The sequence below is a fragment of the Streptomyces sp. NPDC096013 genome, assembly GCF_044763565.1.
GTDB lineage: Bacteria > Actinomycetota > Actinomycetes > Streptomycetales > Streptomycetaceae > Streptomyces.
Map to the genome: position 1 here is coordinate 365,761 of NZ_JBIWGK010000006.1, position 23,890 is coordinate 389,650.

The 23,890-nt window shown below is 65.0% G+C and carries 24 protein-coding genes; 8 read left to right on the forward strand and 16 right to left on the reverse strand.

Annotation, left to right across the window (positions count from 1 at the left end):
• Positions 1 to 112: 112 nt before the first annotated feature.
• The gene (locus tag ACIRB1_RS22475; protein ID WP_403466700.1) at positions 113 to 664 is read right to left on the reverse strand and encodes an ATP-binding protein; all 552 of its coding nucleotides are present in this window, start codon (positions 662 to 664) and stop codon (positions 113 to 115) included.
• A gap of 230 nt (positions 665 to 894) precedes the next feature.
• Complete coding sequence (locus tag ACIRB1_RS22480; RefSeq protein WP_352179775.1) at positions 895 to 1,737, reverse strand: glycerophosphodiester phosphodiesterase; 843 nt, start codon at positions 1,735 to 1,737, stop codon at positions 895 to 897.
• A 373-nt stretch (positions 1,738 to 2,110) separates the two neighbouring features.
• On the opposite strand from ACIRB1_RS22480, the gene ACIRB1_RS22485 reads away from it, so the two are divergent.
• Complete coding sequence (locus ACIRB1_RS22485; RefSeq protein ID WP_352179774.1) at positions 2,111 to 3,670, forward strand: trypsin-like peptidase domain-containing protein; 1,560 nt, start codon at positions 2,111 to 2,113, stop codon at positions 3,668 to 3,670.
• 387 nt (positions 3,671 to 4,057) lie between these two features.
• Entirely contained in the window at positions 4,058 to 4,921 is an 864-nt protein-coding gene (locus ACIRB1_RS22490; RefSeq protein WP_403466701.1) for a GNAT family N-acetyltransferase, read from the forward strand.
• 337 nt (positions 4,922 to 5,258) lie between these two features.
• Here ACIRB1_RS22490 and ACIRB1_RS22495 read toward each other — a convergent pair whose 3' ends face one another.
• Positions 5,259 to 5,897, reverse strand: a complete 639-nt coding sequence (locus ACIRB1_RS22495) for a hypothetical protein (protein WP_403466702.1) — start codon at positions 5,895 to 5,897, stop codon at positions 5,259 to 5,261.
• 6 nt (positions 5,898 to 5,903) lie between these two features.
• Entirely contained in the window at positions 5,904 to 6,815 is a 912-nt protein-coding gene (locus ACIRB1_RS22500) for a hypothetical protein (RefSeq protein WP_403466703.1), read from the reverse strand.
• A 628-nt stretch (positions 6,816 to 7,443) separates the two neighbouring features.
• Between ACIRB1_RS22500 and ACIRB1_RS22505 the strand changes: the two genes are divergently transcribed.
• Together ACIRB1_RS22505 and ACIRB1_RS22510 are read left to right on the forward strand one after the other, a co-directional pair.
• Positions 7,444 to 8,346, forward strand: a complete 903-nt coding sequence (locus ACIRB1_RS22505) for a helix-turn-helix domain-containing protein (protein WP_403466704.1) — start codon at positions 7,444 to 7,446, stop codon at positions 8,344 to 8,346.
• Between the two features lie 581 nt (positions 8,347 to 8,927).
• On the forward strand, positions 8,928 to 9,152 hold the full coding sequence (locus ACIRB1_RS22510; RefSeq protein ID WP_403466705.1) for a hypothetical protein: 225 nt from the start codon (positions 8,928 to 8,930) through the stop codon (positions 9,150 to 9,152).
• Positions 9,153 to 9,232: 80 nt separating this feature from the next.
• Here the strand turns inward: ACIRB1_RS22510 and ACIRB1_RS22515 are convergent, their stop codons facing one another.
• From ACIRB1_RS22515 to ACIRB1_RS22555, 9 genes are all read right to left on the reverse strand, one after another.
• Entirely contained in the window at positions 9,233 to 9,436 is a 204-nt protein-coding gene (locus ACIRB1_RS22515) for a DUF397 domain-containing protein (RefSeq protein WP_403466706.1), read from the reverse strand.
• Positions 9,437 to 9,854: 418 nt separating this feature from the next.
• The gene (locus ACIRB1_RS22520; RefSeq protein WP_403466707.1) at positions 9,855 to 11,258 is read right to left on the reverse strand and encodes a tyrosine-type recombinase/integrase; all 1,404 of its coding nucleotides are present in this window, start codon (positions 11,256 to 11,258) and stop codon (positions 9,855 to 9,857) included.
• Positions 11,252 to 11,458, reverse strand: a complete 207-nt coding sequence (locus ACIRB1_RS22525) for an AlpA family transcriptional regulator (RefSeq protein ID WP_059083826.1) — start codon at positions 11,456 to 11,458, stop codon at positions 11,252 to 11,254. The genes ACIRB1_RS22520 and ACIRB1_RS22525 overlap by 7 nt, the downstream gene beginning before the upstream one ends.
• Complete coding sequence (locus ACIRB1_RS22530; RefSeq protein ID WP_403466708.1) at positions 11,455 to 12,918, reverse strand: replication initiator; 1,464 nt, start codon at positions 12,916 to 12,918, stop codon at positions 11,455 to 11,457. Before ACIRB1_RS22530 ends, ACIRB1_RS22525 begins: the two co-directional genes overlap by 4 nt.
• 149 nt (positions 12,919 to 13,067) lie before the next feature.
• Positions 13,068 to 13,766 (reverse strand): DUF2637 domain-containing protein, encoded by a 699-nt coding sequence (locus ACIRB1_RS22535; RefSeq protein ID WP_403466709.1) that lies wholly within the window; start codon positions 13,764 to 13,766, stop codon positions 13,068 to 13,070.
• A 58-nt stretch (positions 13,767 to 13,824) separates the two neighbouring features.
• Positions 13,825 to 14,436, reverse strand: a complete 612-nt coding sequence (locus tag ACIRB1_RS22540; RefSeq protein ID WP_403466710.1) for a hypothetical protein — start codon at positions 14,434 to 14,436, stop codon at positions 13,825 to 13,827.
• A 31-nt stretch (positions 14,437 to 14,467) separates the two neighbouring features.
• Positions 14,468 to 15,226, reverse strand: a complete 759-nt coding sequence (locus ACIRB1_RS22545) for a hypothetical protein (RefSeq protein WP_403466711.1) — start codon at positions 15,224 to 15,226, stop codon at positions 14,468 to 14,470.
• The gene (locus ACIRB1_RS22550; protein ID WP_403466712.1) at positions 15,223 to 15,435 is read right to left on the reverse strand and encodes a hypothetical protein; all 213 of its coding nucleotides are present in this window, start codon (positions 15,433 to 15,435) and stop codon (positions 15,223 to 15,225) included. Before ACIRB1_RS22550 ends, ACIRB1_RS22545 begins: the two co-directional genes overlap by 4 nt.
• A complete protein-coding gene (locus ACIRB1_RS22555) occupies positions 15,432 to 15,782 on the reverse strand; it encodes a hypothetical protein (protein ID WP_403466714.1) in 351 nt (116 codons plus the stop codon). The genes ACIRB1_RS22550 and ACIRB1_RS22555 overlap by 4 nt, the downstream gene beginning before the upstream one ends.
• Positions 15,783 to 15,952: 170 nt before the next feature.
• Between ACIRB1_RS22555 and ACIRB1_RS22560 the strand changes: the two genes are divergently transcribed.
• On the forward strand, positions 15,953 to 16,444 hold the full coding sequence (locus tag ACIRB1_RS22560; protein WP_390169065.1) for a GntR family transcriptional regulator: 492 nt from the start codon (positions 15,953 to 15,955) through the stop codon (positions 16,442 to 16,444).
• Positions 16,445 to 17,289: 845 nt separating this feature from the next.
• Here the strand turns inward: ACIRB1_RS22560 and ACIRB1_RS22565 are convergent.
• From ACIRB1_RS22565 to ACIRB1_RS22575, 3 genes are all read right to left on the reverse strand, one after another.
• Positions 17,290 to 18,126, reverse strand: a complete 837-nt coding sequence (locus ACIRB1_RS22565; RefSeq protein WP_403466715.1) for a protein kinase — start codon at positions 18,124 to 18,126, stop codon at positions 17,290 to 17,292.
• Positions 18,127 to 18,194: 68 nt separating this feature from the next.
• Positions 18,195 to 18,638 (reverse strand): glycine-rich domain-containing protein, encoded by a 444-nt coding sequence (locus tag ACIRB1_RS22570; RefSeq protein WP_403466716.1) that lies wholly within the window; start codon positions 18,636 to 18,638, stop codon positions 18,195 to 18,197.
• Between the two features lie 249 nt (positions 18,639 to 18,887).
• Positions 18,888 to 19,118, reverse strand: coding sequence for a hypothetical protein (locus ACIRB1_RS22575; protein WP_062042178.1), 231 nt, complete (start codon positions 19,116 to 19,118; stop codon positions 18,888 to 18,890).
• Between the two features lie 119 nt (positions 19,119 to 19,237).
• On the opposite strand from ACIRB1_RS22575, the gene ACIRB1_RS22580 reads away from it, so the two are divergent.
• The 3 genes from ACIRB1_RS22580 (at position 19,238) to ACIRB1_RS22590 (ending at position 23,474) form a co-directional block, all read left to right on the forward strand.
• Positions 19,238 to 19,981 carry an XRE family transcriptional regulator gene (locus tag ACIRB1_RS22580; protein ID WP_403466717.1) on the forward strand — a complete coding sequence of 248 codons (744 nt, stop codon included), beginning with the start codon at positions 19,238 to 19,240 and terminating at the stop codon, positions 19,979 to 19,981.
• 2 nt (positions 19,982 to 19,983) lie between these two features.
• A complete protein-coding gene (locus ACIRB1_RS22585; RefSeq protein ID WP_403466718.1) occupies positions 19,984 to 20,454 on the forward strand; it encodes an NUDIX domain-containing protein in 471 nt (156 codons plus the stop codon).
• A gap of 398 nt (positions 20,455 to 20,852) precedes the next feature.
• Positions 20,853 to 23,474, forward strand: a complete 2,622-nt coding sequence (locus tag ACIRB1_RS22590) for a tetratricopeptide repeat protein (RefSeq protein ID WP_403466719.1) — start codon at positions 20,853 to 20,855, stop codon at positions 23,472 to 23,474.
• The last annotated feature ends 416 nt before the right edge of the window (positions 23,475 to 23,890 follow it).

A 23,890-nucleotide genomic window follows, 5' to 3' on the forward strand; every position in this document is an offset into this window, starting at 1 on the left:
CGTGCCGACCGGTGTGGACCGGTGCGTGTCCGTGCCGACCGGCGTGAATGGTGTGGGTCGACGTGAACGGCGCGGGCCGGTGTGAGGGGTGTGGACCGGTGCGGACCGGCGGTCAGTCCAGGTCGTCGAACGCGTCCGCGAACTCCAGCCTGGGTACCGCGGAGACGGTGGGCGCGGTGACGCGCGTAGCGAAGTCGTCGCGGCGGTGCCCGGCATCCGGATCATGAACGTCGTCGTGCACGACGACCCACACCGTGACCTCGCCCCGGGTGTCGTCCCGGACACCCCAGTCGTCGGCCAGTGCCGTGATGATGTTCAGTCCGCGTCCGCCGTGCGCCGTCACCGACGGGGTGGCCGGAGCCGGGCGGGTCGGGCCGCCGCCGTCCGTCACCTCGACCGTGAGCCGCCCGCCGGTCTCCACGCGCCAGGCGCACCGGACGTCACCGTCACCGGCCAGGGCGTCGCCCAGGGGCCGGCCGTGTTTGCACGCATTGCTCAGAAGTTCGGAAAGGATCAGTACGGCATCGTCGATGACCGCTTCCGACACACCGCCCGTGCGCAACTGCTCGCGCATGCGATGTCTTGCTTTCCCCACGCCCGCAGGGCCATGGGTTACGGCCATGCTCGACGACGTGGGCACCTCCTGTGCCACCACCAACGCCACCCCCGAGACCTCCTTCGCCCCACGCCACGGTGTGGATGCCCCATTGGCCTGTACCGGAAACCGGCCAATCCACGTTCAGTGACGCATTCGCGGCGATCGAACACGGACCGAACGCGCCGGAGCACTCCCTGTAAGCGAGTGGCTTGTTTTCGATGGTGTGGCCGAGTTCGGAGGATGGTGCAGGTGGGGTGCCCGGGGCAAGGGGTGTTTGGCGGTCTTTATGAGGTTGTTCAGAGCGCGCGGCCGAGCTGGCTCAGAACAGCCCGCGGCCGATTGGTGATGATGGCGTCAATGCCCAGGTCAACGCAGAGATCGACGTCCTCGGGCTCGTTCACCGTCCACACGTGCACCTGGTGACCGGCGTTTTTCAGCCGCTCGATATACGCAGGGTGATTGCGCACGATGCGGATCGAGGGGCCTGCGATCCGGACACCGGCCGGAAGTCGACCGTCCCTCAGGCGGGGCGAGAGGAACTGAAGCAGATAGACCGTGGGCAGCGTCGGGGAGGCGGCCCGCACCCGGTGCAGGGAGCGCGCCGAGAAGCTCATGACCCGTACCGGGGAGTCGGCGGCGGTGGCCGGGGCGTCCAGGCCGAAGCGCTTCAGGAGCACCAGCAGTCGTTCCTCGACCTGACCCGCCCAGCGCGTCGGATGCTTCGTCTCGATGGCCAGCTCCACCCGCCGGCCCGCGTCCGCGACGAGTTCGAGCAGTCGCTCCAAGGTGAGGACGGAGGTGTCCTCGGGGTCCTCCGGGAGGTGCTCCCAGTCGGGCTCCTCGTCGCGCGTCTTCCAGGAGTCGCGGCCGTCGCGGGCCTTCCAGGACCCGAAGTCGAGGGCGGCCAGGTCGGCGAGCTCCAGCGCCGAGACCGCGCCGCGGCCGTTCGACGTCCGGTTGACGCGGCGGTCGTGGACGCAGACGAGATGGCCGTCGGCGGTCAGCCGTACATCGCATTCGAGGGCGTCCGCACCGTCCTCGATCGCCTTCTTGTAGGCGGCCAGGGTGTGCTCGGGGGCCTCTTCGGAGGCTCCGCGATGGGCGACGACTTGGATCCGGTGCTGCCGTGCGAGGGTCACCGCGTCATGGTGCCACCGCGACGGGGAAGGCGTGGAACCGAAGGGCCGTGGGAGGGCCGGAAGAAGGCCGGAAGGGCCTGAGGAAGAGGATGGGGAAGTGCCGGAGGGAAGGCCGAAGTGCGGGCCTTCGGGAGGCCTGTCGGAGGGGTCACGGACGGCTCGTAGCGAGTATGTCGTTTTAGTCCGACAGATCCCTTATAAAGGTTCGCCATGAACCCACAGGCACCGCTTATGGTGCTCTGACGGCCGGTGGGAAAAGCTGACGGCATACAAAAGCACATGCACAGCTGTTTCGCGCCGGACCGATCGACAAGCGTGAAGAGTGTGACCGCATGCTTCCGAGAACAACAGCCGTGGACCGAGGAGAAGAGCTGTGAGCACCGAGAACGAGGGCACTGAGGTACCCCCGGCCCCGTCTGCACCTCCCGTGCCGGTGGAATCTCCCGCAGCTTCCCCGCAGGCGGCCGCGCCCGAAGGGGGCGCGCCCACGACCCAGCTCCCGCCGGTGCCTCCGGGCGCCCCGCGGGACACGCCGCACGCCGGCCCCGCTCCGGCGTACGCCGCCACGCCCCCGCAGGGCACGGGTTCCGCTCCCGACGCCGCCTGGCCGCCCCCGCCGCCCGCCACCCCGTCGTACGCCGACAGCGGCGCGGGCACGGGCGCGTACGCCGGCGAGGGCGTCGGCGGATACGGCGGTGACGCGGCCGGCGGCGGATACGGCGGCGAGGGCTACGGAGGTGACGGCGCCGGAGCGGGCGGCGGCTGGGGCACCCCGTACCAGCAGCAGCCCGCGCCCAAGAAGCCCGGCGGCGGACGCGGTGGCCTGATCGCCGCGGTGCTGATCGCGGCGCTGGTCGCCGGCGGCCTGGGCGGTGGCCTCGGCTACACCCTGGCCAAGGACAACGACAACAACAGCAACTCCACCACCGTCTCCGCCGACACCGGCAGCAGCGCCTCCGTGAAGCGCGACCCGGGCACGGTGGCGGGCGTCGCCGCCAAGGCGCTGCCCAGCACGGTGACCATCGAGGCCGAGAGCACCAGCGGCGAGGGCGGCACGGGCACGGGCTTCGTCTTCGACACCCAGGGCCACATCGTCACCAACAACCACGTCGTCGCCGACGCGGTCGACGGCGGCAAGCTCACGGCGACCTTCCCGGACGGCAAGAAGTACGACGCCGAGATCGTCGGCCACGCGCAGGGCTACGACGTCGCGGTCATCAAGCTCAAGAACGCCCCCAACAACCTCAAGCCGCTCGCCCTCGGCGACTCGGACAAGATCGCCGTCGGTGACGAGACCATCGCGATCGGCGCCCCCTTCGGGCTGTCGAACACGGTGACCACGGGCATCATCAGCGCCAAGAACCGCCCCGTGGCCTCCAGCGACGGCAGCTCCACCAGCAAGGCGTCCTACATGAGCGCCCTTCAGACCGACGCCTCGATCAACCCCGGCAACTCGGGCGGCCCGCTGCTCGACGCGCAGGGCTCGGTCATCGGCATCAACTCCGCGATCCAGTCGACCAGCAGTGGCGGCCTCGGCTCCACCAGCCAGTCCGGTTCGATCGGCCTGGGCTTCGCCATCCCGATCAACCAGGCGAAGTACGTCGCCCAGCAGCTGATCAAGACCGGCAAGCCGGTGTACGCCAAGATCGGCGCCTCCGTCTCCCTTGAGGACAGCACCTCCGGGGCGACGATCACCGCCGAGGGCGTCAGCGGCGCCTCCTCGGTCGAGGCCGGCGGCCCCGCGGCCAAGGCGGGCCTCAAGGCCGGCGACGTCATCACCAAGCTCGACGACTCGGTGATCGACAGCGGCCCGACCCTCATCGGCGAGATCTGGACCCACAAGCCGGGCGACAAGGTGACGATCACCTACAAGCGCGGCGGTTCGGAGCACACGACCGAGCTGACCCTGGGGTCGAGGGTCGGCGACAGCTGACCTGGCGACACACGTTCCACGGGCGGGCCGGACAAGGGAATCCTTGCCCGGCCCGCCCGTTTTTTCACCTCGTTCGTTTTTCGCCCGCTCGTTTTTCGCCCCGCCCGTTTCAAGGCTCGTTCGTTCTTCGGCTCTATCGTTTCCCGGCCGCCCGTTGCCGCCCTCTACGCGTGCGCGCATCACCACAGGTCTCCACGCGTGCGTGCATCACCACGGGTCTCCACGCGTGCGTGCATCACCACGGGTCACCACGCGTGCGTGCATCACACGGCGGGTCTCCACGCGTTCGTGCGCACGGCGGAAGTCCCAACGGCGGTTCACAGAGGGCACGTTGAGGACATCGCGGATACCGGCCCGAGGAGCCCCGGTCCCGCGAAATCATGAACCATGCGACCAGACGACTGGCACCTCACCGAAGACCTGGACGACTTCCTCGCCGGAGGCGGCGAGTTCCTGCGCTCGCGACCCGCCCTGCACACCCAGCAGTTGACGGTGACGGAGAGGCTGCGCACGCGCGGTCCGGCCGAACACGGCGACCAGGCAACGCTGTTCGGCCGACTGGAACGAGCGGGAAAGGTCGAGGCCACCTTCTACCGCCTCCCGTCCCGCGGCCTCGCCCCCACCTCCCTCACCCCCGAGCAGGCCGACACCCTCGCCGCCCGCCTGGTGGACCTGGGGCACACGCTCCCCTACGTCACCGCGGACGAGGAGACCGCCACCGTGTTCGCCGAGGCCTGGCAACGGCACACAGGCGTGACGCCGACCCTCCGCGTCCGGCTCCACCTGTACCGCCTCGGCACGCTCACCCCGCAGAAACCGGTCCCGGAGGGGCGCGGCCGGGTCGCGGGAGCGGAGGACCACGACCAAGTAGTCCACTGGTGCCACGAGTTCGCCGCCGCCGTGCACGAGGTCCTCCCCGCCGCCTGGGCCGACACCCGCTTCGCCGACAAGCACTTCACCTTCTGGGAGACCCCGGACGGCACCCCGGTGTCCATCGCGGGCGCGACCGCGAAGATCGGCGGCATGGTCCGGGTGGACCCCGTGTACACCCCGCGCCACCTCCGGGGCCGCGGCTACGCGGGCGCCGTGACGGCCGAGGTCACCCGAGCCGCGCTGGCCACGGGCGCGACGGACGTCGTCCTCTTCACGGACCCGGGCAACCCCACCAGCAACGCCCTCTACCAACGCCTCGGCTACGTCCGGATCACCGACTGGGCCGTCTACGACCTCCCGACCGCACCGCCGTCCTGACCGCCCCCGCCCGCCGAAGCCGGACCACGACCCCGCCCGCGCCCCGGGCCCGGTACGCTGTACCCGCTCCGTCCCTGGTGGGCGTGTGCGCAGGTGGGTTGCCCGAGCGGCCTAAGGGAACGGTCTTGAAAAACGCGAGAGCGTGACGGCGGTTCCGTGGGCGCGGATCGCATCGCTTGCGCAGGTCATAGACGTGCTGGTCAGGAGGGGTGCCTCTCGCTGAGAGGCACCCCTCCTGCGTGGGACTGTCTCACCTTGACGCGGCTCTGTCGCGTTGTTGATCAGGGCGTGTGGACCGGGAGTGGACCACGGTCCACGGTGGTGTGAGGTACGGGCATCACGGTGTGGTGGCGTCTGCTGCTGCTACCTCAGCGAAGGTGCTGTAGTCGGTGGTCCTGGTGATCAAGACCAGTTCCATGTCACCGGCTGTGAAGCGATCGGTGTAATAGCGGCCGACGAGTGACCTGGGGGTCCTGCCCGCCAGGCTCAACCGGCAGGCACCAGTGTGTCGAGGGCTGCGTTGCTGGTGAGCAACCTGGGGGATGTTCTCGTAGAGAAAGCGCAGCTCGGAGATACCTGATCCGTCCGTCTTATCGACGGTCGCGTTGCTGGAACGGGAACTGCTCTCCGCAGTACGCAGCGTGGCGTGCAGGCTCCAGAAGGACTGCTCGACCGTGAGATAGGCATGTATGGGGCCCCGGTTGCCGCCGACGGGTATGTGGCTTTCCACACTTGGGGTGAGCGTCGTGCGCCAAGTGCCGTCCAGGCGCGGGTGCCCGGTGACCCTGTGGACGCCGGGCCAACGCCAGGCCCACTTGTCGAATACCAGGACCAGGTAGCCCAGGACCGCAGGAACGTAAGCGAAGGCGTACTTCAGTTCTTGGTCAGGGCGTAGGCCCAGTAGATAGAGGAGGACGCCGTAGGTGGTGGAGGCGGCTGCTGCGCCCCAGCGTATGGAACGGGCTGGTGAAGTCATCGACGGTCAACCGTAGTTGAGGTAGTGCCATGCCGCATCGAGGAGTTCGCGGGCGTTGGCCGGCTCCCACTTCTGGCCGCTCTGAAAAAGCTTCTTGATCTCGTTCGGTTCGATCAAGGCGTCCGTGTTTCCCCACCAGAAGCTGAACTGTTGGCGCAGGTGGGCCAGTGCTCCCTCGAAGGCCGTGTCGAGGGAGCCAGACGTGAGCACCGGGTCGGGAACGTTGTAGATCAGACACTCCATGAAGTAGGACGGGAGGTATTCGATCTCGCCGAGTTGCACCAGATCGTTCTCAATAGCCTTCAGCGCGCGGACAGCGAACTTGTAACGGTGATTGGTGCGCTTGTTCTTCTCTCTACCGTTGATCAGTTGCTGGTGGGACCAGTTGACGATGTGCTTGCCGTCCTTCGTGAAGACGACTGTGCCCTGGGCTGCAGGGCGGTTCCACCCTGGTTGACGGAGGTACGTGAAGCATGGGACCACGTCCGTACTCGGACGGCTACCAGGAACATCCGGTACGTAGAAGGCGACATTGTGCGTTCCGTCCACAGCGCTGGAGACCGCCTTCAGCGCTACCCCAAGCTCCTGCCGGAATGCCTCGGGTGTCCATGGACCCCTGTAGCTGTTGGGGGACAGCGCCAGCTCCCAATAGTTCATCCCGCTTGCTGAGGAGCCTTGGTAGGTGCGCTGGGTGAACTCCACTTTGATGTCGACGTCGCTGTCACTACTCACGTTTGTGTTGTTCGCCCAGGATCCCTTCGCCTCGACGCTGAGTCCGAGGTCAGCGAATGGGGGATGTTGCTGCACCGCGTGGGTGACCATACGAAGCGCGCGCTCAAGGCGCTCCTCCTCCGCCTTGCTTGGCGGGTTCGTCCAGCGCGCCAATTTTGCGGCTCGCTGTTCAGGTGAGAGCTGCATGTCCCTCTCCTCCAGTACTGGGAGTTGGAGCTGGCGTACGTTGGTGTCCTGGCCCGGGGGCAGGCTACGCCTCAGTACTGACAACTGGGTTGGGGTGGACCGTAGATGTCTTACGACTGGTTTGCGTGACCTTGTCCCGAGCACTTCAAGGGGACCAATCTCGCGCACGAGAAGTGCGGTTTCTCTTCAATCTGCGGCGCGGCCGTTGATGACCAAGCTCAAGGGATGCTGCTTTACTGGATGCTTCCCGGCTGCCTTCGGCCAGCGTCGCAAGCGCGGTGGACTCTCTAGCCACAGTTGTTAACCCAACACCTTCCTCCGCTAGGCACTTCTTTGCCCTCGGCCCTCGCTGAGATCACCGCCTTCCCTGGGGCACGGTTAACTGCTGAAAGCGCAGGCCCTCGGCTGGCATCCGCCCCAGCACCGGCATGATCTGCTTATAGACCGGTGCGAGCAGTGACGAGCACTGCCTTGGCGCAGTGTGCTCAATGGTGCTGATGGGTCACAAGAGATGGACGCGATTATTCCTGGGAGCATGCACAAAGACGGCTTGCTTTGTGCGCTCTTCAGGTCAGCTGATTCCCACTCGGTGATGCGACAATCAGCCGTATCGCAGATTGGGGGACGAATGACGACGCCGAACAGGGCAAGTCCTGCGATACAGCGGTTGCAGTTGCGCACTAAGTTGCGGAAGTACCGAACCGCGGCCCGGTTGACGCAACGCCAGGTAGCAGCGCGCATGGAATGGTCGCCCAGCAAGCTGTTGCGTATTGAGGCTGGCGAGGTAGGTATCTCTGTTAACGATCTGCGCCCACTGCTGGCCCTCTACGCTGTCACCGATGAGGCGACCGTTGAGGAGCTCTTGAACCTGGCTCGGGGTAGCCGGAAGATGCCGTTCACTGAGTACCGGGACCTCTTTGACAAGGACTTCCTTAGTTTTCTCGCCATGGAGTCCTCGGCGTTTGTCACCCGCAGTTTTCAGCCGTTAGTTATGCCCGGTCTGCTGCAGACCGAGGAATACGCAATGGCCATCATTCGTGCGTATACATCGGATGAGTTCTCCGAGCAGCAGCAACAGCGCATGATTGAGGCTCGCATGCAGCGTCAGGAAGCCCTCGACAGGGATCATGCGGAGACCTACTTCATCCTGGATGAGTCGGTGATACGACGTCAGGTAGGTGGCCCTGGCGTGATGCGGGCGCAGTTGCGCCGACTTGCGGAGTTGGCAGCCCATCCTCGGCGCAGCATCATGATTTTTCCGTTCAGTCGCGGTGCGCATGCTGCCTCGCAGGGGCCCTTCACGTTGTTCGAGTTCGAGGAGGACATGCCACCGTTCGTGTATCTGGAGAACCTGCGGGGTACGGCGACGGTCAGCACGGCGACGGAGCATTTCGTCTCGTACCTAGAGTTGTTTTGGACCCTGGAAGCACAGACCATCAAGGGCGATCGGGTGCCGAGGATCTTGCTGCAGATCGCCGACCACCTGGAGACTGAGCCGCACGACTTGCACATAGGGCCCTCTGACGACTGACCTCCCTCCCTACGCCTCGCGCCTGCTGCGGGCAGGCTGGCGGGATGCGGTAGCCCTCCGGATGTCGCTGTAACGTCCCCGGCTTGGCCAGGGGGCGCACAGATGCACGGCAGGGCGCACGGGAGAACTGTTCGCTGACATGGCTGTGGCTCCGCACAGGCGAAGCCACAGTGGGGGCGAACCCGCTGCAACGGGATGCGCCCCGTGCTGATCGCCCGGGCCACCGGACACCAGCGTATGGGCAACAGTTGCGCATCCAGGCGGAGTTCGCAATCACCGCTGGTAAGACGGCGAAGAACTGCCCGGAACCAGTCGCTCTTAGGGAGGTGTGCTCGGCATGGCGGCCAGATAAACCATCAATCTGCTAGCTAGCGTGTGGCCGGATCGCAAACCGGGCGGCGTCGAATTGATGATGTCGAAAGTGCAACTGCGCAGGTGAGATGCCACGCACGGCGGTAGGGATCTGTCCGTACCTGATGAGTGATCACGCATAGGGCAGGGAATTTGCCCTGCATGCAGCTGGCCGTCTGCAAGCGGATCGGCTGTGACACCTTCAAGTCCCGGGCCATCTGGAGTTCACCGTGTCTGACATCGAGCCCCCCGTGCCGCAGCAGCGGGGGATCCCACACATTCCTGTTCTGCCCCGCGCGAATGCGGTAGTTGCCGTCATCGTGGCGATCGCCTCGCTCGGCGCGGCCGTCACCATTTTGATCATTGTGCCTGACGATGCCGGCAGGGCAGCTGCCGGGGCTATCGCCACTGCGGGTCTCGCCCTTGCCGGTCGGCTGGTCACGCCCAGTCGCTGACACTGGCACACGCACGCTGCCCCCTGACAGTGAGTCAAGGGGCAGCTAGTAGCACTAAGCGCTGTTGCTTCGGCTGCTTGTCAGTTGCCTGCAGACGCGGTTCGTGTCGCTGGGGTCGATGAGATGAAGCGATCCCATGAGGTGGCGTCGAATGCCAACTGGCCGACGGCTGTGTCCTTGGAGTCGCGGACCAGAACATTGTGGCCTGTCCAAGCAACTTCCACGCACTGGACCCCTGAGGCATCACTGAATGATGACTTACGCCACGACCACGAGCCGTCCATCTACGCGCCTATCCTTCTTGTCCCGCAGATGCGGGAGTACAACAGAAGCGAGCACGCCAAAGGCGTGAATTGTCTGCTTTGGGCGGCTCAAAGTTTACATGCGCAGCCGATTGCCTCAACACTCGGTCGAACCACCGCCGCACTGTGGCGTAACACCTGTTGCGCGTGCTGCCCATCGCGCTTCTCGCAGGCGCGTTAGCGTAGCCGTATTTCAGGCCGCTGGTGGCCACTTCATGCAGCCTCGAACCTCTGTCGGTGCCCGCGATGGCCAGCATGGGGCAGCCTGTGGTCCTCGAAGCCAACGCCCACGGATGCGGGCCGATTCGTGACCCTGTTCGACGATGCTGTGCCTGTGGGGTGCTCCGCATAAGCAGTCGCGTTTATCCTGCCTGCCTGTGACACGTTGCCCACATACGTCCTAGTCGCGGGCGGGCTCGACCAACGCGTCGAGAGCTTGCTGAATCTGCTGGTTGGCCCGTGCCTGGTTTCCGTGAATTGCTTTGGCGTAGAAGCGGAACAGGACCGCGATGCTGTGGCCCGCCCGGCGTGCCACCTCGGCAGGGGAGACGCCCGACTCAAGCCAGAGCGAGACACCCGCGTGGCGCAGGGAGTACGGCACATCAGCCAGCGGCGAGGCTGCCTCGGTGTCCGTCAGTGCTGCGAGTCGGGCGGCCTTCCACGCTTTCCCGTACTCCTTGGACAGGAGGTGGCCACCCTGAGCCGCACGAAACAGCCGGCCGTCCTCAGCGGTTCCGAACTCCTTGATGTGCTCGCGGACCAGGCGCACGAGAACCGGCGGAATCGGTACCGCCCGGGTCGCCTTACGGGCACGCTTCTTCAGGCCGCGCGTATCGAACGACTCACCCGTGTCGGTCCATCCGGAGCCGACTCGGGGCATGCTCGTGGAGAGCAGGACTTCACCCCAGCCCTCTTCGGGAAGGGTGAAGTCGTTCTCACGGAGACCGGCCGCCTCGCCAGGGCGGTTGGCCGCGTAGTAGAGGCAGCCGAAGAACGCCATCAAGTGCCGTCCGCGTTCGCCCTGTTCACCGACAGCGTTGATCAATGCCTTTGCCAGCTTGGGGCCGGGCACGAACCGGAAGTCGATCTCGTCGTTGGTCTCGGGTGCGGTCCAGTCCACCTTGTCGAGGGGCAGGGTCGTCAGCAGCTCGCGCTCCACCGCGTACCGGAGACAGTTGCTGAAGACCGTCCGCTTGCGGTTCACCGTGTTCTCGGCGGCGGCCATGCTGTCCTGCTTGAGCTTCAGCGCGTCGAGCGCCGTACGCACCATGGAGGGCGTGTTGAGGTCGGTGATGTCCACGGACTTCCGGTCGATCCAATCCAACGCGGCCACGATGTCGGTCGGCGGCTCTTCGACGTCGAGACGCGGCCTCAGCGTTCCCTCGTTGCCGAGGACGAACCGGTAGACCCACGAGTAGAGCGCGATCCGGAGCACCTTCGGAGCCGGAGCCCCGCGGTTGTCCTTGACCAGCTTCGGCGTGATGGTGGCGAGTGTGTCGGCGATACTCGCGCGGTGCTTGGCCGAGGCGCCAGGCCACTTCATCTCGGCGTATACGCGGGTGTGGGCGTACCAGGTCGAGGAGTTGAGCGCCTGGACCTCGGAGGCGGGCAGGCCGGTTTCCGTGTCGAACTGCTCGCGGTTGCGGAGGGCGGCCAGCAACTCGGAACGTCGACCGTCAGCCTGGGCCTTGATCTTGTAGCTCTTGGAGAAGGGGCGGGGGCCGACGCGCCACCGGAGCTGGTAGGCCGCCGCGCGGTTGGGGCGCTTGCGGATGCCCCAGATCTGAACGTCGTAGGTCAGCACGCTTCCTGCACCTCGCAACCGTCGAACCAGGCGTCGAGGTCGGCCCGGCGTATTCGTATCTGGCCGTTGGGGAGCTTCAGGTGTTTCGGCGCCTGGCCGCGAGCACGCATTCGGTAGAAGGCGGCGCGAGAGACCCGGATCTCGGCGAGAGCTTCGACCAGCGTCAGCGTTCGCTTGTCGGCGGTGGTCGGAGTGGTCACAGCCAGGGTGCTCCTTCGGACTTGAGGCACGCGGAAAGGGTTCTGTCGTGGCGGACCTGGGCGGCGAGGAGTTCTTCACCGGGGCGGTAGCCGCTGCTGAGGTAGGTCCACGAGGAGGAGGTGACGAGGGTGGTGTTCTCGTCGTCGACAGGGAGGCCGGCCCGGATGCGGGTGGCTTCGGCCTGGGCCAGGCGCCAGGCTCGGCGTACGTCGCGGAGGGCGCCGAGAGTGGTCGAGTAGGCGCGTGACTTGCTGGAGAAGTGGCCCCGAAAGCCGAGCATGTGGGCCCACTTCCAGAGCTTGAGGTCGGCGAACTCGGGGAGGTGACCGAGGGCCCAGGCGGTACGGATCATCTGCCTGGCGTGCTGCTGCACGGGGAGGTCTGTGAGGGGTTCGGCCTGGCCGGTTCCGTCGCAGTCGGTGCAGAGGTCGCGGAAGCCGTCGGGGCCGCGTACGTGGCCGCGTCCGGCGCAGGGGCGGCATATGAGGGTGCGGTCGATGGTGCCCGCGCCTTCGGCGTTCTTGGTCGCGTACTTGGCCACGTATCCAGCGACCTTGGCGTCCGTGAGTTCGCCGTCCCCCAGGGTTGAGATCTGATCCACCTTGAAGCGGTCGCCCCACCGGATGACTCGATCGCCGACCGCATCCGACTCGACGATGAGCCGGGCACGCTCGACCGCCAGGCCGACGGCGACGCGTAGGGCTTCGAAGGTCGCCCAGGCCGGGGGCGAGGTGGTGTGACCGTCGGGTCCGTCGAAGCGGACCACCGCGTGAAAGTGGACCAGACCGCGTTGCTGGTACTCGGCGACCTTGGCGAAGGAGACGCGGAGAGCCGTGTTGAGCGCCTTCTGCGTCATGCCGAGGTGCTCGGCGAGAGCGCGGCGCAAGTAGGTGGTGAAGCGCGCCCACAGAGCCCCGGCATGCGCGTTCCACAGAACGGCGCCTGTGTAGTCGTAGCTTGCCGGACGGAGTGGAGTGCCGAGTTCGGGAGCGTCCTGGGGGTGGCTCTCACCGCACGCACAGAGGCGGGGCTTGCTCGCGTCGCTCGTCGGGCGGTTGTGGACGGGACCGAAGGACGGAGCGGTGAGGGTGACGAAGGCGCGGGGGTGGTCGCGAACGGCTTCGGCGACGTTCTTGCCGCCGGACAGTCCGGCCTTGATCAGGTGGTAGGTGTCGGCGGCGTAGACGCGGGAGCACGCGGGACAGCGGGAGGCGCGACGGTTGCCGCAGGTGGTGAGGAGGCGTCCGGAGGGTTCGTCCTCGGAGCGGTAGGAACGGACCACTTGCTTGGTGGTCTGGTCGGTGGTGACCGTCCAGCCGTGCAGATTGACGGGGCTGGTGCAGCCACCGAGGCCGCGAACCTGTTCGGTGACTCGGTCGAAGTCGTCGGTGTTGGCCAGTTCGACCAGGTCCCGCAGGCCGGGGCTGATGAGGTGGCGCAGGTCGAGGGGGCGGCGCATGGGTGGCGGGGTGTCCTTTCTGGCGCGAGGGCGCGGCCTACGGGCAGCAGCGGTTCAGGGGACTCGGGCTGCTGCCCGCAGGCATGGCGGGTTGGCCCAGGGGCGGGCAGTGGTGGGGAGTGCCGGAGAGGCCGGCGGAAGGGATTGCTCTACAGCGCGGCGTGCAGCGCGGTCGCCATGGGCAGGCCGATCCCGAGGCGGGTTTTGAGCTGTGCTGCTGTGATCGGTTCGCCGTGCTCGATGTGGTGGGACGTCGCGATGGAGCGTGCTTCGGTCAGCAGCGGCTCAGGAACCTTGACCGCAGACGAAGCGGGAGCTTGGGCGATCTGAGGAGCAACCGGGGCCGGGGACGGAATGGTGAGCGGCGCCGCAGGTCGGCAGGCGGCCGAAGCCGTCTCGGCCTCTGGTTTGATCCCGTGCGGCAGGGGCGCCGGTGCGGCGGCGCGCGCAACGGTGTGGAAGGCGCGCAGGAGTTGCGGGCCGAGGGAGCCCCAGCCGAGGAGGAGCAGCGGGGCCACCGCGTCGACGGCGGCGCGGCCGTAGTGTCCGGCGACGATCGGCTCGGCGACGTTGAGTGCGAGGGTCAGCAGCCCGGAGAAGTGCATCAGGCGGGTGGCGGCCGTCATCTGGTCGGCGGGGAGACCGCGCAGAGAGAGGTAGCGAAGTGCGACCAGGAGGCCGACCACGGACAGGTCCACCATCGGGGCGATGAGCGGTGCGATCGGGCCGGGCACGCCGAGGCGCAAGGCGAGGGACCAGACGTTGCCGAAGGAGAAGACGAATGCCAGCGCGGCAATGACGATCATGACGGCGGTGATGGTGCGCTGAGTGATGCGCTCTTCTGTCATGAGTGTTCACCTCCTCTCCTGAGGTATCGGGGACGTACGACGGCGTAGGTCGGACTGCTCAGGCTTCGAGCTTCGTAAGATCCACATCCGCCATGCGAGGGCCGAGGACCGCTTCCAGGAGTGCGTTCGGGTCGGCGGTCAGGTAGGCCGTCTCTTCGGCGATCCGAGCCGCTTCCGCGTCGGGTACGTAGGGCGTACGAATGCGGGTGAACCCCGGTTGCGACTGGTGGTTCATCGATGCGACGCCGACGTAGGTGGGGTCTTGGAGGTTGATGGGGTTGGCGTCCGGCCATTCCCGGATCTCGTCGCCGAGCGCGGCCACGGCGGCTTCGGCGGTCTTCTGGGCGAAGCTCAGGCCGACAGGGCACACGTCGCGGATGAAGGTGGGAATCGCGTCGCCAGTGGACTTCTGAGTGGTGAGGATGACGAGCAGTCCCACGGACCGGCCCTTCTTCACCAGGTCTTCCACGAGCCGGGCGTTCTCGGCGGCGAGCGCGGCCAGCTTCTTCGTCTGCTGGTCGCTGCCCTTGTGGTCGCGGAAGTAGGTGTGGGCTTCGTCCACGATCAGCACGACCAGGGGCCAGCGCTCGGAGGGGCCGATGTCCCACATGGACTTCACCCCGAGCACCTGGCGCACCGAGGCCGACCGGGCGCGGCGCAGCTCGACCATGTGTCGGAACAGCTTGTTGGCCTCTTCCAGGTCATCGCCGACGAAACGCGAACATGCGCTGTACCCAGTCCGCGTAGTCACCTTCGTACGCAGCCGACACCTTGCCGTCCGCGCAGGCGAACTGCACCTCAGGCGAGGGTGCCCAGTCGGAGAGAAGCCGGTTGACCAGGCTGGTCTTGCCGAAGCCGGGGAGGCCGGCCACGGTCACGCCGGGCACCTGCGTGAGGTTCACGGACACGGGCTGCGCGTACTCGTCCAGGCCCAGATCCCACCGGGCTGTCTCCTCCGGTGGCTCACCCGTGGGGTGGTGCTCGGTGGGGAACTTCAGCGGATCCAGTCGCACACCCCGGATGAGGACCTGCCCAGGCTTGTCTTGGGTGATCGCCACCCGTGTGCACCGCCAGGCGTCCGCCAGATGCGGGGCCGCCTTCTGGAACTGCTGAAGCCCGACGCCGGGCAGGCACCGCGCCCGCGCGATCACTCCGTACGCGTCGTGCTTCACCCTCAGGGAAGGGATGAGTACACGCGGCTTGATGGGCTTGCCGTTCGTGTTCGCCAGCGACGCCAACGCTGTCGGGGTCTTGTCCGTGGTCGACAGCTTGAGCATCGGCGCGAGCCGCTTCCAGCCCCACCGCACCCGTATGGCCTGCCGTATGGACTGCCGGGTCATGACATCCGCGCGAACGTAGCGGACCACCCACCAGACCGCCCATCCGACGACGAGCACCAGGGCGACGACGAGCGGGACATGACCGAAGACACCTTGCGCCGGTGCGTTCGAATCCTTCATGTGCGGTTATCCAACTGGTTGCAGAGGAAGGCCACTTGGGCCGATGCGAGGACCGCCCGATCCGCCGACGGGTCGAGGCGGGGGTAGCCGTAGCCGATGAGTACGGCCGTCATCGAGTTCGCGAGTGATTCGGTGGACCGGGCATCCGGCCCGGCGTGAGGCAACGGGTAGTTGCGCTCAACGCCGGACCGGAAAGCGGTGCCGCTCACGCCGCCTCAGCGACCGGGGCCACCAGGTCCAGGCGGCCCGCACGGTAGGCGATGCCGTCCGAGAGCGAGCCGTTGAAGATGCGCGCCCACGGAGTGGCGAACAGCTCCACCGGCATGACAGGGACACCCGGCCGGAGCCCATTGGGAAGACCGGTCTCCGGAACGGTGATCTTCAGAGCCTCGGCGCGGTCCTCCTCCATGAAGAAGAGGGTGATCGTGTAGAGCTTCGCGCCGGTTTCACGGTCGGTGGCGAACTGGGTCTTCTCCTGGTCCGCGTACTTGGGCACCGGCAAGGTGCCGACCATGAACGAAGAGGTGGGGAGCAGACCAACGCGGATGCGCGCCATGGGAGTTGAGTCCTTTCGATGCGCTCCACCGGAGTGGTGGGGCGTGCTCTCCATTGAAAATAGCAGACCTAGCAGTGTCAAGTGAATCGGGTGAGCTAGATATCAACTGACATAGGCCACCTATGTCAGTGGGGTGTGCTAGGGGTGCTAAGAATCGCTACTCTTGGGCCATGAGCCCCGCGCCAGAGAACAAGCAGGACCGCCGGCCGCCGTATCAGCACGCTGCCGACGAGATTCGGCGCGACATCTTGCAGGGGCGGATCAAGCCGGGCGAGCAGATGCCGTCCATCCGCGAGCTACAGGAACGCTTTGGCGTGGCGAATATGACCGCCAGGTCCGCGCTCAACGTGCTGCGCGACGAAGGCCTGATCTACACGATCCACGGGCGGGGCAGCTTCGTCGCTGACCACAACGCCGGCGGGGAACTCTCGGCGAACTACACCGCTCCAGCCTGGTACTTGGCGAACAAGGACGCGAGCGTTGACCAGCCAGGGCAGGCGGAGGGTGAGCCCGACGACGCCGAAGCAGTCGAAGCCGCCGGGACCACCCTTGCCGAGGTACTCACCGCACTACGTGACGAGATCCGTGTTCTAAGTGCCGATCATCAGGAACTGCGTCGTGAGGTCGAGGAACTGAAGGCAGCTCAGCAGCCGAAGCCGTAGTCCTGAACTGGGCCACTTCCTCTCGCAACTCCCTTGTCTCTCTGCTGAGGCGAGCGACCATGGCCCGCATCTCCTCGATCAGTGCGACTACCTGATCCGTGTCCCCGACGTGAATGCTGGTCGACCCCATTTCGTTGTCCGGTATGTGCTCGGTCATCGCTCCCCGCTCGCCACCGTGCTGTCGTTGCGTGCCGCACTTGCTCCAACTGCCGGGGCCTGCCCACCGCATCCGTGCCTCTCGGGTCGATCGACTACTGCGCTGCGGTGCTGTTCAGAGTTTCTTTACTGGATCAAGGCGGCCCGCCTGCGGCGGACCGCGCGCGCTGGCGGCCACGGGCCGCCGCTGCTCCTTGTCTCCGCCACCGCTGCGCCGGCCCCCCGCCACTCAGCGCGCAGTACCGCCGAGCCAGCCAGCCAGGCCAGGAAGCCGCTTGCCCAGCCCGACGACCAGGTCGAGCCCGAGTAGGCACGACCCCGCCGCCCTGGTGACCCGCGTTTCGAAATCTGGAAACGTGGCTGATGCTGGAACGGGGTTGCTGGAGACATACGTGACGGGTGCTTGTTCGGCGGACTCGCCGTCGTGGCTGACTTTCGGTGGTCCAGGTCAGAACTGTGCGCCCAATGACCGTCGTTCATTCGCCCTCCTCCCCAACGCAACGCCAGCTGGCAGGGGTTGCAGCCGGACCCGAATCCGAACACGCCGACTGCCCCGGTACCATCGGCACCGGGGTCCTGATCAGGGCTTCCACGACCGGACCACCCGGAATGCTGTCCAGGCTGAGGGTGGTCCGGTCTCTTGTTGTCGGTCGCCCGCACGAGCAGGCTCGGCGAAACGGGCCGTGGGATCAGCTCAGGGCTTTACCCACCTCGTAGATCGTTGGCCGATCTTCGGGAGCGTGGCTGAGCATCGCGTCGAGCAAATCGCCCAGCTCACCGGGCGCCTTCACAGGGCGGCGCCTTCCGTTCGCCACTGCTTCTCTCTGGACGGCGCGCGGGGCGTCGTCCGGGTACTCGACCGCTCGCCACCCGGTGGCTGAGATCAGGAGGGACGCCCCGAGGGCGTAAATGTCGGCCTCCTGCGTCGGCTCGGCTTCTCCGGTGTCGAGCACGCTGCGAGCGATCTCTGGTGCCTCGTAGTGGACGAGGCAGCCGCGGAACGGGAAGTCGTAACTCTCAGGTACCTGCCCGCCGCGGGCGAGCGCGAGGTCGATGAGATGGGTTCGTACCGGCCCGATGATGAAGTGGGCAGGCTGCACGTCGCCGTGTGCCCAGCCCCGTACATGGAGTTCGGCCAGCGCTTCGACGCAGCCCAGTGCCACGCTGTAGTGCGGCGCGATGGATGAGCCGCGCCTGCGGCAGGGCTCCCAGATCTGGTACAGGTCTGGCCCCTCGTGCCACGGCTGGAAGTTCCAGGTACCGCGCTCCCACTCGCCGTACGCGACCTCACCCGAGCCGAGACGGTGCAGCACGGCCCCTTCGCGTGCGGGCGCAAGCGCGGTCCAGGGTTGGGCCGGCCACTCCTCGGTGGCCCCGATCGGATAGCCGAGTTTCACGGCGTAGTGACCACGGGGGCCGTCCACCTCCCAGACCGTGGAGCCCCTACGGCTCAGGACCAGCCGTTGTTCCATGGGCATGAGCGCGTCGAGCACCACGATCGGCATTTCAGGGGTTGAGTCGGACAACGTCCTCTCTCCTTCCGGCGACGCGGTCGACCACCAACCCGGGCCGACCGCACCGCTGTTGTCGGGTGCTACGCGTCACCGTAGGGACGGCCGCAGTCCGAGTCGCACTGTGCGAGGTTCGTGCCGTCGACGGTCCACAAGTCGTCGAAGACCGCGAATCCGGAGGCCTTCATGGCACGGGCCGAGGCCGCGACCTTCTCCGGGTCGCGGGCCCCGCCGCCCGGCTTCGGGTTGTGATGCAGGAAGCGGCCCGCGTACCGCTCACACAGCTGGGCGTACTCCTTGGTGTGCAGGATGAGGGCGTGAAGGCCGTGGTCGACATCGTCCGAAGGGACCATGGAAACGGTGGCAGTTGCCGCCGTGACCACGAAGGCCACCGCCTGGTCGGCGATCCGCTCGGCACGCTCGGCCGTCTCGCTGTTGTGGGTGACCACGAAGTGGGCGAGGCTCTCGAACAGTTCCTCACCTGCGACCGCGCGACCGGTCTTCTGCACGTTCGCCGTTGCTGCCATATGCCGTCTCCTCATGTGAAGTGGTGCAGGGCACTTACCTGCCGCCTGGATCGACGAGTTCAACTCGAAGGCGATTGCCAGCGGGATCGGAGGCTGGCCCCGAACGGGGACGGGGAGCCGTACGTGGCACCCGCTCGGGGCGGCCGGTCTAGTACTGGCCGATACCGAGGGTCATGCCGATCACCAAGCCGCACGAGCCGCTGATGCAGATGATGAACAGGACCCCGGCATACCGGCCGACGGCGCGCATCACAGCCCGACCCGGCTGTTGCCGTTCCTCGTTGCCAGGCGGGCGCTGAGTTCTTCCCGAGCGCTGAGCGCGACGACGTTGTCCGGCATGGCATCCCACTCCCTGCCTCCAGGGATGGGCCGCATCTGCACGCGGCCGCCGATCTCACCCATGACGACGCCGATGCGTCTGCTGGCACTGTCCTTCGCCAGTTCGCCGATGCCTGGCCTGGTCTGCTGGTTGCTCGCCATGCACACGAGCTTCGTGTCGACCACCAGGACGTCGGAACCACGGACAATCCCCACTTCAGGACGTCCCGCGTCGGGTAGAACGTCCCTAGTGCCGTCCCCGGATGTTGAGAGAGATTGAAATGGCAAACGAGAGACTACGTGCGGCCATGGCGGCCGGTGGCTGGACGTACAACGCCCTCGCGGGGAGGGTCGAAGTCGATCCCAAGTCCGTCGAACGATGGGTCAACCTGGGGCGTACGCCGCGTCGTGCCACAGCCATGTTGGCAGCAGAAACGCTAGGAGAAGACGTGCACGCTCTATGGCCATCGCTCAGGCAGGCACGCCCCGCCCGCGCCGTCAGCCCAGAACTTGTGGCTCTCTACGACCAGCGGGCGGACATCCCCGTATCCACCTTCGTGGACCTCCTGACCCAGGCGCGCGAGCAGATCGACGTGTTGGTGTACGCCGCCGTCTTCCTGCACGAGGCGTACCCGAGACTCAACGAGCTCTTGAAGGAGCGAGCAGCCGAGGGCTGCACGGTCCGCATCGCGCTCGGCGACGCGGAGAGCTCGAACGTCCAACAGCGCGGCGACGAGGAGAAGTTCGGCCACGGCATCCAGTCACGTTGCCGCCTCGCGCTGATGCACTATCGCCCGCTTATCGGGACGCAGGGCATCGAGGTACGGACCCATGCCACGACGCTCTACAACTCGATTTATCGGGCCGATGACCAGGTGCTGGTCAACGCTCACGTCTGGGGCGTGAACGCCTACCGGGCCCCTATGTGGCACCTGCGCCGAAATGGGGAAGGCGGCATGTTCGAGACCTACGCCGACAGCTTCGATGCAGTGTGGGCGACCGCGCAGCCAGTACGAGAGAAGTGATCATGGCACGCACCGAGTACTACGACGACCCGGACGCCCCCAAGCCCAACAGCCTGGTCGTCGCCGCGTCCGCGGTGGTCACTGACGACGAGGGACGCATCCTCCTACAGCGCCGGCGGGACAACGATCTCTGGGCGCTGCCCGGGGGCGGCATGGAGATGACGGACTCCCTGCCGGGCACTGCCGTCCGTGAGGTGAAGGAGGAGACGGGCCTGGACGTGGAGATCACCGGTCTCGTCGGGACGTACACCGACCCTCGCCACATCATCGCTTACACGGATGGTGAGGTGCGTCGACAGTTCAATATCTGTTTCACCGCGCGTGTGATCGGAGGCCAGCTCGCGATCTCGGACGAGTCCACGGAGTTGAAGTTCGTCCAGTCCGACGAGATTGATCAACTGCCAATGCACCATACGCAGCGGCTACGAATCCGGCACTTCGTGGAGCAGCGTGAGCGACCCTACCTCGGATGAGTTTGACACCCTTAGCCCTCGAGGGGTGTCAGCGGTATGCCGCTACCCCTGCCAGGAACAGGGCCACCGTGGCACCTGCCGCACTCCCACCAACGAGCAGTGCGTGGGCAGGGCCGCCTCCGGTTCGTGCATCCGCAAGGCCGGCGCAGAAGCCGACATTGCACGCGACCGAGAGCGCGAGGAGAAGTGACAGGAGGTGGGCGGTGGTCAAGGCAGTCTCCTTGGAAGAACGAAGTTGCAGCTGGTCTGACGCCTCCACCGTTTCTGTCCACGGGCCTGTCCAGCTGCCTTCTCGCTCTTCTTGGACGATCTGGGCGCATCCGTGCAGGTTGCAGCGCTACGCTGTCACTGTCCAGTGACCATCTTGGACAGTGCGAGTGGCCCCTCAGAGGAGCAAAGTGGACGAGACGCATGACGCTGACGTCTTCGCTGCACTGCGCCGGCTGGGTCGCTTCAAGAAGGAGGTGCTGGGCGGACGCCCGAGCGATCGGCACCTTGGCCGCCTAGTCGGGATAGCCCCGACGACGGTTGGCGATTGGTTCCGGGGGAGTCGATTTCCTCAGCGTATTGATGGGATCTTGATCATTGTTTCTGCGCTGCGCCAGCAAGCTATTTCGCGGGGGCTCAGCGCAGATGCGATAGGGGATCTTCTCGATGAGGATAAATGGCGCGATTTGCATCGGTCAGAAGCGACTCGTAGAGCCCGTACTGTGGCCACTGGGACGGCGCGATCCCAGGCTCTTCGCCTACTTTCAGAGGGCGATGCGGAGCGCATCGCGAAACTCCCGGATCCGCCCAGACCATTTCTAAGGTGGACTCCTAAAAGTCTCGGTATTCATCCAGCGGTCAAAGATGCGCACGATGAAACAATTGAGGACTTCGTACTTCCTTCTTACGTCCCCCGGGCACATGATGCAGAGCTATTAAGGGAGCTTCTGAGTATAAAATCAAAAGAAACTGCTTCGTTGCTGATCGTTAGAGGTGGGTCATGTTCAGGGAAAACTCGAACTGCATATGAGGCACTCAAGTCGGCCATGCCGGAGTGGAATCTCATCTACCCTAAGAGTGTGGACAGCCTGCTTGCCGCGCTGAATTGTGATGCAGTTCAACGTGAGACAATTCTTTGGTTGGACGATGCTCATCACTTCCTCCTCCATGAGAAGGGAGAAGAGGTTGCCGCCGCGTTGCGCCGCCTACTGGAGCATGACGGCCCCCTTGTAATTATGGCTACACTCTGGACAATGCATCATCGGTTGCTCGTTACCCCACCTAGCGACGCTTCCGAGCGGGATAAGAATGCGAACTCTAGAGAATTGCTTAAGCAGGGTAGTCGCATCGATGTACCCCCAGCCTTTGGGGATGTAGATCTGCGGAGCTTGCACAAACAAGCAATTAAAGATCGCTCGCTCTCGCTTGCAGCGAGAAACCATTCAGGTTCAGTTACTCAGTTTCTGGCCGCAGCCCCAGACCTCCTCGACCACTACGAACAAGCCGATGGAGTGGAGGGGTTGTGCGGGAAGGCGGTGATATCAGCCGCCATTGATGCTCGACGACTGGGGATCATTGGGCCGATTCCAAAATATTTTATCAAAGCGGCCGCTCCAGGTTATATGGCAGACGACGTCCGGTCGAGATGTAATCCAGAAACATGGTTCGACGATGCGCTCAGTTATGCGACGCAGCTCATCAAAGGCGTGGCTTCGGCATTTGTGAGCGTCCCACACCCTACGGATGTGGGAAGTCTGCCAGATGTTGTGGAACTCGCGGATTATCTCGACTATTACGGTCAGGCGAATCGCACGTATGCTGTCCCGCCGACGTCCTTTTGGGCTGCAGCAAAATCCCTAGAAGACACAGATCACCTTATGGCTTTGGCGAATGCGGCACAGGATAGGCATAGACTCAAGAATGCCTACATGCTATACGGTGAGGCAGCACGGCGAGGAAATATCGAAGCAATGAGGCGGGTTGCTTTTCTTCGAGAGGATTCGGGGAACGCTGATGAGGCAGAAGTTCTCCGACATCAAGCTGCTGAAAAGGGTAGCGTATTCGCACTCCGTGATTTGGCTAGAGCCAAAGAGATAGCAGGTGATTCGGAAGGTGCCGAGAAGCTTGCCCGGCAGGCGATTTCAGAAGAGAATTATCCTACCTCGCTGTGGGAGATCGCGGTCCTGAGGCTTAGGGCCGGGAATATGGATTCCGCTCGATCGCTCCTTAAGGAAGCGGAATTGGCCGGATCCATTGAGGCGGCGATGGACATCTTCCGTCTGGCTATTGAAGAGGATGACCTCCAATTGGCGGAGGAGATACTGGATAGCATGTCCCACGAGGATTATGCGGACATGATTTGCGAACTTGCCTATGAACTCAAGGATAAGGGCAAGATTGAGCTTGCTGAGAAGCTATTTAGGCGTGCTGCTGATCTCGGTGACCTCTGGGCTTTGGGTGAGATCGCAATAATCCGCAAAGATAATGGCAGAAGGGGTGAAGCGCGGAAGATTTTTAGCGACCTTTCTGAAGCCGGAGAAAAGTCTTTTTTGATTGAGCTTGGCCGCATGTCCGAAGAAGATGGGAGAATTGCGGAAGCTGAGTTGCTGTATATTTCTGCTGCCATCGAGAATTCGTTCGAGGCCCCATTTGAACTGGCGCGTCTTCTGGATGAAACAGGGCGAAAAGGTGAGGCTGATAGGATCGTAAGTGTTTATGCCGAGACCGGCAACTTTTCTCCTTTGATGGATCTTGCGCGGCTTCGCAAATCTTCGGGTGACCGCCAAGGGGAAATTGACCTATTGCGAGTCGCCCTAGATCTCGGAAATAGTGTGGCCCTGTCGATTATGGCATCAAATTGCGAGGAGGTCGGGGACCTGTTTGGTGCCGAGGAGTATGCCACACGAGCGGCTAACGGGGGGTATTCCTACGCCTTGTTGAATTTGGCTAAGAAGTACAAATCCCAGGATAAATGGCGTCGAATTCTTGTGTATGGCTTGGAGTCCGATGGTAGCGTCTCTGAGGCTTGGTAATTAGGCTTGAAAAATAGTAGAGAAGATGCGTGCTCCCAGCCAGGTCGACGGCAGCTAACGCGCGAGTCGCTTTTCGTCGGGATCCCTAGTCCGGAACCGACGGCAACCCTGACGGCAACGACGGCACACAGAGGCTGTTGATCACGACCACTAGCCATCAGCCGGGAGGAAGACAGAGGCCCCGTTCAACGGCCTGCCCGATCCTACGGATCAGAAGGTCTTGCTCTTCGAGGAGGAGGGCGGCCGCGCTCTTGAAGCGTCCTGCTCCGCGTCGGCGCGGGCAGTACGTTGCTCTCCAGGGGCCGGCGTGAGACCGGGGGGTGGTGCTGATCGCGGATGGCGGCACTGGCGGCCGGAAGCGGGGTCGGTGGACCCCGTGTGGACCACGCACCCCGAGCAGGGCCCACGCCCGGTAG